We start from the raw sequence: 14,443 nt of genomic DNA on the forward strand, positions 1-14,443 counted from the left end.
GCGACGACAACCACCGTGCGACGGCCTCCGCGAAGGCGGCGGACGCCGGCACCGCTCATTAACGGAGAAAGGCATGCAATTCGACAAGCGCGCCTGGCTCGACAAGATCAAGCAGATGTTCGCGGGCTTCGACCGCCCGCTCGCCCTCATCGTGTTCCTGCTGCTGTGCGTCGGCATCGTCACGCTGTACAGCGCGGCGATCGACATGCCGGGCCGCGTCGAGGACCAGTTGCGCAACATCCTGCTGACGTTCGTGCTGATGTGGGTGATCGCCAACATCCCGCCGACGACGCTGATGCGCTTCGCGGTCCCGCTCTACACGTTCGGGGTCACGCTATTGGTCGCGGTCGCGCTGTTCGGGATGACCAAGAAAGGCGCGAAGCGCTGGCTGAACGTCGGCGTCGTGATCCAGCCGTCGGAGATCCTCAAGATCGCGACCCCCCTGATGCTCGCGTGGTACTACCAGCGCCGCGAAGGCGGGCTGCGCTGGTACGACTTCATCGCCGCGTTCGGGATCCTGATGGTGCCGGTCGGGCTGATCGCCAAGCAGCCCGACCTCGGCACGGGCCTGCTCGTGTTCGCGGCCGGCTTCTTCGTGATCTACCTCGCCGGCCTGTCGTTCAAGCTGATCGTGCCGGTGCTCGTCGCGGGCGTGATCGCGGTCGGCTCGATCGCCGTGTTCGAAGATCGCATCTGCCAGCCCGAAGTGCAGTGGCCGCTGATGCACGACTACCAGAAGCACCGCGTGTGCACGCTGCTCGACCCGACTTCCGACCCGCTCGGCAAGGGCTTCCACACGATCCAGGCCGTGATCGCGATCGGCTCGGGCGGCGTGCTCGGCAAGGGCTACCTGAAAGGCACGCAGGCGCACCTCGAGTTCATTCCGGAGAAGCACACCGACTTCATCTTCGCGGTGTTCTCCGAGGAATGGGGGCTCGTCGGCGGGCTCGTGCTGCTGACGCTTTACATGGCGCTGATCGCACGCGGGCTCTATATCGCCGCGCAGGGCGCGACGCTGTTCGGCCGCCTGCTCGCAGGCTCGCTCACGCTCGCGTTCTTCGTCTATGCGTTCGTCAACATCGGGATGGTGAGCGGCGTGCTGCCGGTCGTCGGCGTGCCGCTGCCGTTCATGAGTTATGGCGGCACGGCGCTCACGACGCTCGGCATCGCGATCGGGATGATCATGAGCGTCGGGCGGCAGCGGCGGTTGATGAAGAGCTGACCGCGCGGTACGCATCGCAGAAAGAAAGACGGCGCCGCGGCGCCGTTTTTTTTCGACCGTCCTTGCCGAACGCGGCCGCGCGGCGCGGCGTGGCGCGACCTCCGTTCACGGCGCCGGCGCGTGCGTCCCGCCCGGCTCCGCGCCGGCACCCGACGCCGGCCCCTGCACCTTCAGCCGCGCACTCAGCTCCTTGAATTTCAGCCCGGCCGTCTCGTCGCCCTGCGCGGCCGCCGCCGCGTAATACGCCCGCGCGATGTTCAGGTTCTGCGCGACACCGTCGCCCCCGCGCTCGTAGAACGACGCGGTCACGTACTGCGCGGTCGGCTCGCCTGCATCGGCGGCCTGCTTGTACCACGCGAATGCCTGCCGGTTGTCGCGCGGCGTGCCGCGCCCGTCGAGGAACTGGTTCGCGAGCGACAGCGCGGCCTGCACGTGCCCCTGCTTCGCCGCCCGCAGGAACCAGCGATGCGCTTCGGCCGGATTGCGCGCGACGAACTCGCCGTCGTCGAGCATGCGCCCGTACACGTACTGCGCATGCGACATGTTCGCGTCGGCCGCGCGCTTCAGCCAGCGCAGCCCTTCGTCGACGTTCGCCGTCACGCCTTCGCCGGTCAGCAGCATCATCGCGTAGTTGAATTGCGCGAGACGGTCGCCGCGCTCGGCCGCGTCGTGGAACTGCACCAGCGCCGCGCGATAGTCGCCGGCGTTGTAGTCGGCGACCGCCGACTGCGTCTCGCGCGATGGATCGGGCTTCGCTTGCGGCGCGCCCGGTGCGCCCGCTGCAATACACACGCCATAGACGCCACACACGCACCACAGGCCGAGCATCGCGCCGATCCGCCTGCGCGCCCCGGCCCCACCCTGCACGCGCCCACGGCACGCGCCGTCGCCATCGTTCATGACCGTACCTCCTGCAGCGCCTGCCGCGTGGCGCGCAACAGCCAGCTGACGTCGGCCGACAGCGTGATCATCCGGTAGCCGGCCTCGCGATACTGGCGCGCGGCCGCCGTATCGCCCGCGAAGATGCCGACCGCGACGCCGGCCTGCCGGCCGGCCGCGAGCACGCGCGCCATCGCGGTTTCGACGTCCGGATGGCGGATGTCGCCGAGATGCCCGAGGCTCGCCGCGAGATCGGCCGGACCGACGAACAGGCAGTCGACGCCGGGCAGCGCCGCAATCCGCTCGACTTCGTCGACGCCGCGCGCCGATTCGATCTGCACGATCACCGCGACCTGCGCGTTCGCCGTCTGCACGTAATCTCGGCGCATCCCGAACGCTGCCGCGCGCACCATGCCCGCGACACCGCGCAGCCCGTCCGGCGATTCGGGCGACGGATAGCGCGTCAGCCGCACCGCGTGCGCGGCGTCGTCGACCGTCTCGATGCATGGAAACATCAGCGTGCGCGCGCCGGCATCGAGCGCGCGCTTCACGAGCCACGGCTCGCGCGCCGGCACGCGCACGACGGGTTCGCTCGGCAGATGGGCGGCCGCGATCGCGCGCAACTGCGATGCAACATCGCGGCTGTCGTTCGGCGCGTGCTCCATGTCGATGCAGAGCCAGTCGTAGCCGGCATGCGCGAGCGCTTCCGCGGCCGAGTCGCTGCCGAGCGACAGCCACAGGCCGTACAACGGGTCGTCGCCGTCATGCAGGCGTTGTTTGAGGGAATTGGTGAGCGTGCTCATCGATACGGCCTCCTGGACGGAACGGCAATCGAACGGGACAAGCAACGGGCAAAGCGGAGCGCGACACGCCGGGCAGCGAAGCACGGCGGCGCCAGGACCGGGCCCTGGATCGTTGGTCGGCCGTGGACGGCCGATCTGACAGCGCCGGCCGCGCGATCGCGCACGGCCGCGTTTTCCGGCGCCACGCAACGATCATAGCGCGGCGTTACGCGGAATGTGGGAACGGACGGGGGCGGGACGAAGCCGCGGGGTGCGGCGTCAGGCAGCCCGCGCCGGCTGGCGGGGCTGCCGGGAAGGCGGGATCAGCGGCCGGGCTGGCGCTCGACGTCGGCCCAGCAGTTCGGCGTTTCGTACAGGCGCACGCGCTCGAGCCGCAGGTTCACGCCATAGTGCGCGTCGTACACGTTCGCGAGGATGTCGAACGCGATCGCCGCGAGGTTCTCGACGGTCGGGATCCGGTCGATCACGACCGTCTTGTGGTCGGCCATCTGCTCGAGGAACGAGCGCACGACCTCGTCGCGGGCGTAGACCAGGAACGCGTGGTCCCACTTGCCGACCAGGTGCTCCATCGCGAGCGCCTTCACGTCGGCGAAATCCATCACCATGCCGCGGTCGGGCGCCCCCTCGGTATCGACGAGATCGCCGCGCAGCGTGACTTCGAGCACGTAGCGATGACCATGCAGGTTCCGGCACTGGCTGCGGTGATCGGGAATGCGGTGGCCCGCGTCGAATTCGAGTTTTCGGGTAATCAGCACGATGTCAAAAGCCGTGGCTCAGGGAATGTTCAGATATTTGTGGGTCTGCATCGACAGCCGCCACTGCGGATGACGCTTGCACCAGTCGATCGCGAGCTTCGTATTGAGGTCGCGCGACGGGCCGTCCATCGGCTGGACGAGGAAATACTCGAAGTCGAGCTTCGCGTAGTCGGCCAGCCGCTGGTTGTCCTGCGGGATCACGACCTTCAGTTCGTTGCCCTTCGTGACGACGAGCGGCGCGTCGGCCTTCGGGCTCACGCAGATCCAGTCGATCGATTCGAGCACCGGCAGCGAACCGTTGGTCTCGATCGCGATCTCGAAGCCGGCCGCGTGCAATGCGTCGACGAGCGGCTGGTCGAGTTGCAGCATCGGCTCGCCGCCCGTGCAGACGACGAAGCGGTGCGCCTCGCCCTCCGGCCACAGGCCGGCGATCGTCGCGACGAGCGCTTCGGCGTCCTTGAACTTGCCGCCGTTCTCGCCGTCGGTGCCGACGAAGTCGGTATCGCAGAAGCGGCACACGGCCTCCGCACGATCCTCTTCGCGGCCCGACCACAGGTTGCAGCCGGCGAACCGGCAGAACACGGCCGGCCGGCCCGCGTTCGCGCCCTCGCCCTGCAACGTGTAGAAAATTTCCTTGACCGCGTAAGTCATCGTGCTTCGTCCGGCTCGCGCCGCTCGTTGTCGATCAGAATCCGTTATTCATTCAGCGCTGCCGGCGCACCCGCGTCACAGCGGCGCTTCGGTCACCCGCTCGCCCTTCAGGTAAGCCTCGTAGCCGCGCTTGCGCAGCTTGCAGGCGGGGCATTCGCCGCAGCCGAAGCCCCATTCGTGCAATTCCGCGCGCTCGCCCACGTAGCACGTGTGCGTCTCGACGCGGATCAGTTCGACGAGCGCTTCGCCGCCGAGCTGCTCGGCGAGCTGCCACGTCTGCGCCTTGTCGAGCCACATCAGCGGCGTCTCGAGCACGATGCGCGTGTCCATCCCGAGGTTCAGCGCGACCTGCAGCGCCTTCATCGTGTCGTCGCGGCAGTCGGGGTAGCCCGAGAAATCGGTCTCGCACATTCCGCCGACCAGCACACGCAGCCCGCGGCGATAGGCGATCGCCGCGGCGATCGTCATGAACATCAGGTTGCGGCCCGGCACGAACGTGTTCGGCAAGCCGTTCGCCGCCGTCTCGATCTCGATCGTGCGCGTCATCGCGGTATCGCTGATCGCGCCGAGCACCGACAGGTCGATCATGTGATCGTCGCCGAGCCGGTCCGACCATGCGGAAAAATCGCGCTTCAGTGCTTCGCGCACGCCTTCGCGACACTCGAGCTCGACGCGGTGGCGCTGGCCGTAATCGAAGCCGAGCGTCTCGACCGTCTGGTAGCGTTCCAGAGCCCAGGCCACGCACGTGGCCGAGTCCTGCCCGCCGGAAAACAACACGAGCGCGCCGTCTTTAGCGTCTGTCCGAATCACCGTGATACTCCGTGAATGTGTAGGCTCGCGTCGCGCTGCGCCCCGGGGCCGGCTGCCGCCGGGCGGCCCGACGCGTGCCGGCCTGGGCCGGCTCGACCAGTATAGGCAGCGCAATCGGCCGCGAACGCGGCGGAGCGCTTATACCGCCCATCGCGCGGCATCGTTGCCGCGCGCCACGGCGGCGCCACGCTGGCAGCCTGCCGTGCGCATGAAGCGATGCGCTAAGTTATTGAGCGGACACGGATTTTATCATGCCATCTCGAATACTGCCGGGCCCGCGGGCCCGCGGGCCTCATCACGCCAACCCCACCACAAACGAAAAACCCCAAGAACCTTCCGATTCTTGGGGTTTTAATTCTGGTGGCCTGGGACGGAATCGAACCATCGACACGCGGATTTTCAATCCGCTGCTCTACCAACTGAGCTACCGGGCCAACGAAGAATGAAAGTATATCGAGCTATTCGTACCTGAGCAAGTGTTTTCGCAAAATATTTTATACGGCGCCTTCGGACGGTTTCTTGCCGAGCTCGACACCGAGCTGCTTGAGCTTGCGATACAGGTGCGTGCGCTCGAGGCCTGTCTTCTCCGCGACGCGCGTCATGCTGCCGTTTTCGCGCGCGAGGTGATATTCGAAGTACGCACGCTCGAACGCATCGCGCGCTTCACGCAACGGAATGTCGAACGGGATCGCGGCCGTCTGGCCCGCGAGGCCGAGCGCCGAAGCCATGTCGTCGCCGAGCGTCGGCAGCGCGGCCGCGGATGCGACCGCCGCCGGGCCCGCCGGCTGCCCCGCACCGGCCTTCGCCGCCGCGTTCGCGGACACCGGCGCCGCACCGCGTGCGAGGCCGTGCTCGACGGACTTCAGCAGCTTCTGCAGCGCGATGGGCTTCTCGAGGAAATCGAGCGCGCCGATCTTCGTCGCCTCGACGGCCGTATCGATCGTCGCGTGCCCGGACATCATGATCACGGGCATCGTCAGCAGCCCCTGCGCCGCCCACTCCTTGAGCAACGTCACGCCGTCGGTATCGGGCATCCAGATATCGAGCAGCACGAGATCGGGCGCCTGATTCAACCGGTATTCCCGCGCGGCCTGCGCGTTCTCCGCTGCCTCGACGACATGTCCTTCATCGCTGAGGATCTCCGAGAGCAATTCCCGGATGCCCATTTCATCATCTACCACCAGGATGGTTGCCATTTACGCTGCCTTTGTCTGCTCACTTGCTTTTGTCTTGGCGGGAGCCGTCCCGTCCTGCACGCCCGATTCGGCGCCTGGCGCATCGCTCGCCATCTGCAGGAACAGAATCGACACCTGCGCACCCTCGACGGTCTCGCCGTGCATGCGATTGCGCAGATCGATCCGCGCACCGTGCTCATCGACGATTTTCTTGACCGTGGCCAACCCCAGCCCCGTGCCCTTCGCCTTCGTCGTCACATAAGGCTCGAACGCGCGGGTCAGGATGCGCGCCGGAAAACCGGGCCCGTTGTCGGACACGGTAAGACGTACCGCGACGCGTGTTTTGCCCTCGGCGTCGGGATCGCCATATTCTACTGTCTTGGTTTCGATCAACACACGCGGATGCGCTGTCTCCGCGACCGAATCCTGCGCATTCTGCAGCAGGTTGTGAATCACCTGGCGCAATTGCGTCGCGTCGCCGCGAATCACCGGCAGCGACGGCGCGAGCTCGGCGACGATCGCGCTCTTGCCTTCGCCCACCCCGTACAGCCCGAGCACCTCGCTCGCCAGTTCGTTCAACTGCAGGTTCGCGAGCACCGCCGGCGGCGTGCGCGCGTATTCGCGGAAATCGTCGACCATCCGCTTCATCGCGGCCACCTGGTTGACGATCATCGTCGCGCCGCGCTTGAGCACATCGGCGTCGGGCGGCGCGAGCTTGTCGGACAGCTTCATCTGCAACCGCTCCGCCGACAGCTGGATTGGCGTCAGCGGATTCTTGATCTCGTGCGCGAGCCGGCGCGCGACCTCGCCCCACGCAACCGAACGCTGCGCGGAAATCACGTCGGAAATGTCGTCGAACACGACGACGTAACCGGACGTCTGCGGATCGTCGGCCTGCCCCTCGATCGTCGATACGAGGCGCGTGCCGCGCACGAGCAGCGTCAGCGGATCGGCTTCGCCCGGCACCTCGATCGCGAACTGCTGCTGCCAATGGCCGCGATCGCCGCTGCCGCCGTCGGATGCCGCCTCGCGATCGGCAAACGCCTTGCGCACCATCGCGCCGAACCCGGCGGCCACGCCGATCCGGTCGAGCGTCGTGCCGATCAGCGCGTTGAACGGCTGCCGGAAGATCCGCTCGGCGCCGCGATTGGCCGTCGTCAGCCGGAACTGGCGGTCGAGCACGAACACGCCGGCCGTCAGGTTCGCGAGGATGCTCTCGAGATACGTCTTCGAATGCTCGAGCGCGACGCGGTTCTTCTCGACCGCGAGCCGCGCCTCGGACAACTGGCGCGTCATCGCGTTGAACGACTGCGTGAGGAAGCCGAGCTCGTCGCGCGTCTTGATCTCGCGCTTCGGCGTGTAGTCGCCTTCCGTGATCTCCTTCGTGCCCTGTGCGAGCAGGAACAGCGGCCGCGCGAGCTGCTGGCCGAGCGCGAGCGCGAGCATCATCGCGATGAACGTCGCGAGGAACAGCGCGAGCGTCAGCGTGCCGATGTACATCTTGCGCAACCCCGTGCGGCCGAGCGCCTTTTCCTGGTACTCGCGATACGCGCGCTGCACGGCATCCGCGTTGTGGGCAAGGGTGGGCGGCACCGGCTGGGTGAGTTGCAGGAAGCGCTCCGCCGGCTGCAGCAGCGATGTCGACGCATCGGGAATCGGCCGCACGACGCGCAGCCGCAGCGCGCCCTTCGCGCCGTGCGCGCGCGGGTCGCCGTCGACTTCGCCCTCGATCGCCGCGTACGCGCCGTGTTCGCGCGCCTGGCTCAGCATCAGCGGCGTCGGCAGGTCGTCCGGAATCAGCGCCGCGAAATTGCCCGACGCCTGCGCGACGATATGCAGGTCGGGTGCCGCGCCGGAGCCGCCGCGGCTCGGCTCGACGATCGTCGCGTCCTGCACGCCGAACTGGTCGCGCAGCCGCAGCAGCGTGAGCGTCGTGCCGTTCGTGTTCGCGTCGGCGCTCGCGAGCTGGTCGGACATCAGCCGCGCCTTCGTCTGCAGATCGGACAGCGACGCATCGAGCATCCCGCGGCCGAGATTCAGGCCGGCCGTCAGCGCCGTCTCGACGTTCACGTCGAACCACGACTCGATGCTGCGCGACACGAACTGGTACGACACGATGTAGATGATCCCGCCTGGCACCACGCCGACGAGCGCGAAGAACACCGCGAGCTTCGCGAGCAGCCGCGTGCCGAACTTGCCCTTCCTCAGGCGCACGACGATCATCCCGATCAGCCCGAGCACCACGAGCAGGAACACGAGTGCGACGACGATGTTCGTCGCGTACAGCCACGAGTAGTAGCGATCGAAGAATTCGGTGTTCGCGCTCGCGGCCGCGAGCAGCACGAGCAGCAGCAGTGCGGTGAGCGCGACGGTCGAGACGATCACGCGAACGAGGAGGCTCTTCCCGCTGGCCGCGCGGCGCACTTTATTTAGCACGTTCGGTCACCGTGAAAGTGAAGCGCTTCCAGTCCGACCCGAGCGTCCAGTCGCGGTTGTTCACCGCATCGACCTGGAACGGCTTCGGCATCAGCGCCGTATCGAGCTGCATCCGCACCGATGCCGTGTAGGTTTCGCCCGAGCGCACCTGGCTGCGGTCGATCACGTGCCACGACGTGATGTGCCTGATGACCGCGAGCGCATCCTTCAGCGACGGGAAACCGAGCTGCAGGCCGCCGGTCGACACGCGATACTCGCGCGTGAGCGGCTGGAACGACAGGCGGATCGTCTGCGACACCGATACCGGCTGTTCGTCGAGCCAGTACCAGCGCGCACGGCTCAACTCGAAATCCGTCGTGAAATACACCGGAATGCCTTTGTTGACGGCATCCTCGAGGCTCGGGTTCAGCTCGAAATCGAAGCGGGCATCGAGGCTCCAGCCGCTTCCGTCGGCCTGGAGCGACGCGCGCTGCACGGCGATCGACTCGGCATGCGCCGGCCGGACGACAGCCAGGCACAGCGTCAACGCGACCATCAGGACGGCCGCGAGCCGAAGTGGAAAAAGGTGTTTGATCGTCACCGTTTCTGAAACCGCGCGTAGAAAAATCCGTCGTGATCGGTGTTCTGGTCGAGTGCGCCGGCGGCCGCCCCTCCCTGCACTCCGCCCGGCAGCAGTTGGCCGGGGGCGTCCAATCGTACCGCATCTTCACAGGCCGCTTCAAACCAGCGGGCCTGCAATTCGCCTTCTTCGGGGAAGACCGAACAGGTCACGTAAAGCAGTTCGCCGCCCGGCTTCACGAGCGGCCACAACGCCGACAGGATGCGACGCTGTTCCGTGACGAGCGCCGGGATGTCGGCCTCGCGACGCAGCCAGCGGATGTCCGGGTGACGACGCACGATACCGGACGCCGAGCACGGCACGTCGGCCAGGATACGATCGAACGGGCGCCCGTCGTACCACGCGTCGGGCGCACCCGCATCGCCGACGCGCACGTCCGCCGCGAGCGACAGCCGCACGAGGTTCTCGCCGATCCGCGCCGCGCGCGCGGCGTCGCTTTCCAGCGCAACGACTTCCGCATCGGCGAGTTCGAGAATATGACCGGTCTTGCCGCCGGGCGCCGCGCATGCGTCGAGCACGCGCATGCCGTCACGCGCGCCAAGCCATTCGGCTGCGAGTTGCGCACCGGCATCCTGCACCGACACGACGCCGTCGGCAAACCCCGGAATGCGATCGACCGGCAGCGCCGACGCGAGCCGCACTGCATGCTTGCCGATCGCGGTCGCTTCGATTCCGCTCGCCCGCAGCGTATCGAGATACGCGTCGACGCTCGCGCGGCGCGCATTCACGCGCAGCGTCAGCGGCCCCTGGCGCTCGCCGGCCGCGAGGATCGCCTGCCATGCGTCGGGCCATGCGCGCTTCACCGAATCGACCCACCACGCGCGGTAATTCCAGCGCGCGACGACATCGTCCTGCAGCGCCGCGACGAGCGCGTCGCGCTCGCGCAGGAAACGGCGCAGCACCGCGTTGACCATCCCCTTCGCGAACGCGCATTCGCGGCGGGCGCCGATCACGGTCACGGCCTGGTCGACCACCGTGAACGGCGGATACGCGGCCTCGTCCGCCGGATCGAGCAGCAGCGCGAGCGCGCCGGCAAGGACTGCGTGCACGTGCGCGGGCGGCGCCTTGCTGATGAGCCGGCCGATCAGCCAGTCCGCACTGCCGAGACGGCGCATCGTCCGGTAGGCGACGTCCTGTGTCGCCCCGCGCGCAAGGGCCTGCGTACCGGACGCCATCTGCGCGAAAACCGCCGAGAGTGCCGCCGGCAGCGCGGTGCCGCGTCGTACCGCATCGACCGCCTGCGCGGCCGCGTCGAGCGCGAAGCCGAGCGAATCGGGCGCGAGATGCAGCGCGGACAGGCGCGCCGGGCGGCCGGAAGAAGACGGAGCGGTAGAACGGGTTCGTGTCATCGGAGCAAATTCGGCAAACAAGCGCGGCAAGCAAATACGGCAAACGGCGGGATCGCGGCACTCGCATGGCCCGCGGTCCCAAACCGGGCATTGTAGCGTGCGACGTTGCAGCCCCCTTGGCCCCTTTACGGCACGCACAAATGAAAACCCCGCAGCGCGAAGCGTGCGGGGTGGCGTGGCGGCCCCCGAACGGCAACTGCCGCACGGGGTGCCGGGGCTCAATCGAAGCGGCCGGTACGCGCCATCTCCATCAAGCGCGCGATGCGCTCCTCGGTGGCCGGGTGCGTCGAGAACAGGTTCTGCAATCCGCCACCATGCAGCGGATTCATGATCATCATCTGCGCCGTGGCCGGATGCGCTTCCGCCGCCTGGAACGGAATGCCTGCCGCATAGCGATGGATCTTGTCGAGCGCGGTCGCGAGCGACTGCGGATCGCCGGAAATCTGCGCGCCGCCGCGGTCGGCCTCGAACTCGCGGGCCCGCGAGATCGCCATCTGGATCAGCGCGCCGGCGATCGGCGCGAGCAGCGCGACCGCGATGCCCGCGATCGGGTTGGCCGGCCGGCCGTTCTCGTCGCGCCCGCCGAAGAACATCGCGAAGTTCGCGAGCGCCGAGATCGCGCCCGCCATCGTCGCGGTAATCGTCGAGATCAGGATGTCGCGATGCTTCACGTGTGCAAGCTCGTGCGCCATCACGCCGCGCATCTCGCGCTCCGACAGCACGCGCAGGATGCCCGTCGTCGCGGCGACCGCCGCGTGCTCGGGGTTGCGGCCCGTCGCGAACGCGTTCGGCGCATCCTCGTTGATCAGGTAGACGCGCGGCATCGGCAAGTTCGCGCGCGTGGCCAGCTCGCGCACCATCCGGTAGAACTGCGGCGCCGTGTTCTCGTCGACTTCCTGCGCGTTGTACATGCGCAGCACCATCTTGTCGGAGAACCAGTACGAGAAGAAATTCATGCCGAGCGCGAACAGCAGCGCGATCGTCATGCCGCGCGAGCCGCCGATCATCCCGCCGATCACGATGAACAGGGCCGTGATCGCGGCCATCAGCATCGCCGTTTTGACCCAATTGAACATACCCACTCCTTATCCGTCAGGGGACCCGCCGCACATCACAAGGCACGGCGGAAAATTGTAAGCGATTTGTTAGATAAGGTCTTGCCGGAAAAATTCAATCTCAGCGTTGCGATGCCGCAAGACGAAGGCCGAGGCCGACGAAAGCGCTGCCGACCGTGCGGTCGAGCCACTTCCTGACACCCGGCTTGCCGGAAAAGCGCGCCGTGACACTGCCCGCGACCCAGGCGACGAGGCTGGTCCACACCGTGCTCATCGCGACGAACACGCCGCCGAGGGTCAGGAACGCCAATGCCTTGTGCGGGCTGTCGGCCGACACGAATTGCGGGAAGAACGACACGAAGAACAGCACCACCTTCGGGTTCAGCACGTTAGTCCAGAAACCCTGCATGAACAGTTGGCGCAGCGGCTTCGCGGCTTGCGCGGCCGCCTTGCCCGACGGCTCGCCCGCCTGCTTCGCGATGATCATCCGCACGCCAAGGTAGATCAGGTAGGCGGCGCCAACCAGCTTGATCACCGTGAACGCGGCAGCCGATGCCGCGAGCAGCGCGGTCAGGCCGAATGCGCAGGCGAGCGCGTGCACGCAGCAGCCGGCCGAAATGCCCAACGCCGACATCAGCCCCGCGCCACGGCCCTGCGCGACACTGCGGCCGACGATATAAGCCGTATCGGGGCCGGGCGTGACGTTCAGCAGGAAGACTGCCAGCACGAAGAAGCCGAAATGGGTGATGCCGAACATGAAAACCTCGAAACCGGAGAGCGCAGGGAAATTCTACGCGCGCCTGCCGCACCGCGCGACTCGGCCGTCCGGCCGATTGCGCACGCCCGGCAGGCCGTGTCGAATAGCGGTCAGGCCGCCTCAGGCAACGTCGGTCAGCGCAAAACGCTGGCCCGCGGCGAGCGGCGAACCGGCCAGGAACTCGCGGGCGGGCAGCCGCTTGCCGCCCGGCTTCTGCAACTGCGTGACGCGCAGCGCACCGCTGCCGCACGCGACGACCACGCCTTCCGGCGCGGCTTCGACGATCGTGCCGGGCAGCGCGTCGCCGCGCGCCGCCACGGGCTCGGCCGCCCACAGCTTGATCGCCGCGCCATCGAGCGTCGCGACGCCGCCCGGGAACGGATCGAACGCACGCACCTGGCGCGCGAGCACGTCGGCCGGCTTGCGCCAGTCGAGCGCCGCTTCGTGCTTGCCGATCTTTTCCGCGTAAGTCACGCCGTCGGCCGGTTGCGGCGTGGCCGGCAGCACACCGTCGCGCTCGAGCTGCACGAGCGCGTCGACGATCAGTCGCGCACCTTCGGCAGCGAGCCGGTCGTGCAGGGTCGCGGTCGTCTCGTCCGGCGCGATCGCGATGCGCGCCTCCTCGATCATCGCGCCGGTGTCGAGGCCGATGTCCATCTGCATCAGCGTGACGCCCGTCTCGGCGTCGCCGGACTCGATCGCGCGGTGGATCGGCGCGGCGCCGCGCCAGCGCGGCAGCAGCGATGCATGAATGTTGATGCAGCCGCCGCGCGGAATGTCGAGCACCTCCTGCGGCAGCAGCAGGCCGTATGCGGCGACCACCATCACGTCATGCGGAGTCGAGCGCAGCAGCTCGATCGCGTCGGCCGCCTCCGCCGGGTACTTGCCCGCGCGGCGCAGCGACGGCGGCTGCGCGACGGGCATCCCGTGCTCGACGGCGTAGCGCTTCACCGCGCTTGCCTGCAGCTTCATCCCGCGCCCGGCAGGGCGATCGGGCTGGGTCAGCACGAGCGGCACCGGAAAACCGGCCTCGTGGATCGCGGCCAGGGCAGCCGCGGCAAATTCCGGCGTGCCGGCAAAAATCACGCGCAACGTATGGGTCATGACAGCTTTCGGGGTCGGGCAGGGCGAACGCGCGTCACATCGCGCGTTCGAGTTTCTTCATCTTCGTCTTGATGCGCGTCTGCTTGAGCGGCGACAGGTATTCGACGAACACGCGCCCCATCAGGTGATCCATCTCGTGCTGGACGCACACGGCCAGCAGGCCCTCGCAGTCGAGCTCGAAGGTCTCGCCCTGCTCGTTGAGCGCACGCACGCGCACATGATCGGGACGCTCGACTTCGTCGTAGATGCCGGGCACAGACAGGCAACCCTCTTCGTAGATCTGCTTCTCGTCGCTCGACCACACGATCTCGGGGTTGATGAACGCGCGCAGCTCGTTCTTTTCCTCCGAGACGTCGATCACGATCACGCGCTCGTGCACGTCGACTTGCGTGGCCGCCAGGCCGATGCCGGGCGCTGCGTACATGGTTTCGGCCATGTCGGCGACGAGCTTGCGGATCCGGTCGTCGACCTTGTCGACGGGCTTTGCGACCTTGTGCAGCCGCTTGTCGGGGTAATGAAGAATATTGAGTAAAGCCATGGCGTTCGGTATTCGGTGGGGCGGCATGCCGCATCGGCCATCCGGCCAGCTGGCGGTGCCGCCGGGATGCAATGAAGATGAGGCGGACGCGCGGCGAATCAATGCCGCGGATCACGCCTCCTGCAATTGGCCGGGCGCCTGCGCGCGCGGCCCTGTCGAGTATTTCGGATGATGAAAATTTTATCATGGCGCCACGCGGTCCGCTGGCCGCCGCATTCGAGGAGCGTCTCATGTCGCCGCAAGTGCTGACCACCTCCGCGCTGCGTGCGTGGCTGCAGCTCGCGCATGCG

Annotated in this window: 14 protein-coding genes, 1 tRNA gene and 1 pseudogene; 2 read left to right on the forward strand and 14 right to left on the reverse strand. The window is 67.5% G+C overall.

Annotation, left to right across the window (positions count from 1 at the left end; all coding sequences use genetic code 11):
* Positions 1-73: 73 nt before the first annotated feature.
* Entirely contained in the window at positions 74-1,222 is a 1,149-nt protein-coding gene (gene rodA, locus ABY44_RS04040) for a rod shape-determining protein RodA (protein ID WP_027788855.1), read from the forward strand.
* 105 nt (positions 1,223-1,327) lie between these two features.
* Here rodA and ABY44_RS04045 read toward each other — a convergent pair whose 3' ends face one another.
* From ABY44_RS04045 to def, 14 genes are all read right to left on the reverse strand, one after another.
* Positions 1,328-2,122: a tetratricopeptide repeat protein gene (locus ABY44_RS04045; protein ID WP_060174250.1), complete on the reverse strand. Its 795-nt coding sequence runs from the start codon at positions 2,120-2,122 to the stop codon at positions 1,328-1,330.
* Positions 2,119-2,904 carry an HpcH/HpaI aldolase family protein gene (locus ABY44_RS04050; RefSeq protein WP_021163974.1) on the reverse strand — a complete coding sequence of 262 codons (786 nt, stop codon included), beginning with the start codon at positions 2,902-2,904 and terminating at the stop codon, positions 2,119-2,121. The genes ABY44_RS04045 and ABY44_RS04050 overlap by 4 nt, the downstream gene beginning before the upstream one ends.
* 302 nt (positions 2,905-3,206) lie before the next feature.
* Complete coding sequence (gene queD, locus ABY44_RS04055) at positions 3,207-3,659, reverse strand: 6-carboxytetrahydropterin synthase QueD (RefSeq protein WP_021163975.1); 453 nt, start codon at positions 3,657-3,659, stop codon at positions 3,207-3,209.
* Between the two features lie 18 nt (positions 3,660-3,677).
* Positions 3,678-4,310, reverse strand: coding sequence for a 7-carboxy-7-deazaguanine synthase (gene queE / locus ABY44_RS04060; RefSeq protein ID WP_021163976.1), 633 nt, complete (start codon positions 4,308-4,310; stop codon positions 3,678-3,680).
* Between the two features lie 75 nt (positions 4,311-4,385).
* Positions 4,386-5,120: a 7-cyano-7-deazaguanine synthase QueC gene (queC, locus tag ABY44_RS04065; RefSeq protein WP_027788853.1), complete on the reverse strand. Its 735-nt coding sequence runs from the start codon at positions 5,118-5,120 to the stop codon at positions 4,386-4,388.
* Positions 5,121-5,478: 358 nt separating this feature from the next.
* Positions 5,479-5,554: transfer RNA gene (locus ABY44_RS04070), tRNA-Phe, on the reverse strand.
* 60 nt (positions 5,555-5,614) lie between these two features.
* Entirely contained in the window at positions 5,615-6,316 is a 702-nt protein-coding gene (gene esaR / locus ABY44_RS04075) for a response regulator transcription factor EsaR (protein ID WP_059700485.1), read from the reverse strand.
* Positions 6,317-8,731 (reverse strand): sensor histidine kinase EsaS, encoded by a 2,415-nt coding sequence (gene esaS, locus ABY44_RS04080; RefSeq protein WP_060174251.1) that lies wholly within the window; start codon positions 8,729-8,731, stop codon positions 6,317-6,319. It lies immediately after the preceding gene.
* Positions 8,721-9,311 (reverse strand): DUF4390 domain-containing protein, encoded by a 591-nt coding sequence (locus tag ABY44_RS04085; RefSeq protein ID WP_027789300.1) that lies wholly within the window; start codon positions 9,309-9,311, stop codon positions 8,721-8,723. Before ABY44_RS04085 ends, esaS begins: the two co-directional genes overlap by 11 nt.
* The gene (gene rsmB, locus ABY44_RS04090) at positions 9,308-10,699 is read right to left on the reverse strand and encodes a 16S rRNA (cytosine(967)-C(5))-methyltransferase RsmB (RefSeq protein ID WP_027788851.1); all 1,392 of its coding nucleotides are present in this window, start codon (positions 10,697-10,699) and stop codon (positions 9,308-9,310) included. The genes ABY44_RS04085 and rsmB overlap by 4 nt, the downstream gene beginning before the upstream one ends.
* A gap of 218 nt (positions 10,700-10,917) precedes the next feature.
* Complete coding sequence (htpX, locus tag ABY44_RS04095; protein WP_006485774.1) at positions 10,918-11,775, reverse strand: zinc metalloprotease HtpX; 858 nt, start codon at positions 11,773-11,775, stop codon at positions 10,918-10,920.
* Between the two features lie 100 nt (positions 11,776-11,875).
* A complete protein-coding gene (locus tag ABY44_RS04100) occupies positions 11,876-12,511 on the reverse strand; it encodes a LysE family translocator (protein ID WP_059700490.1) in 636 nt (211 codons plus the stop codon).
* A gap of 120 nt (positions 12,512-12,631) precedes the next feature.
* Positions 12,632-13,615: a methionyl-tRNA formyltransferase gene (gene fmt / locus ABY44_RS04105; RefSeq protein ID WP_060174252.1), complete on the reverse strand. Its 984-nt coding sequence runs from the start codon at positions 13,613-13,615 to the stop codon at positions 12,632-12,634.
* Between the two features lie 34 nt (positions 13,616-13,649).
* Entirely contained in the window at positions 13,650-14,153 is a 504-nt protein-coding gene (gene def / locus ABY44_RS04110; RefSeq protein ID WP_011353573.1) for a peptide deformylase, read from the reverse strand.
* A gap of 71 nt (positions 14,154-14,224) precedes the next feature.
* Between def and ABY44_RS04115 the strand changes: the two are divergent.
* Positions 14,225-14,443, forward strand: a pseudogene (locus ABY44_RS04115) (DNA-processing protein DprA); the annotation flags it as partial.

The organism is Burkholderia sp. ZZQ-2 (assembly GCF_050768715.1).
Taxonomy (GTDB): domain Bacteria; phylum Pseudomonadota; class Gammaproteobacteria; order Burkholderiales; family Burkholderiaceae; genus Burkholderia; species Burkholderia cepacia.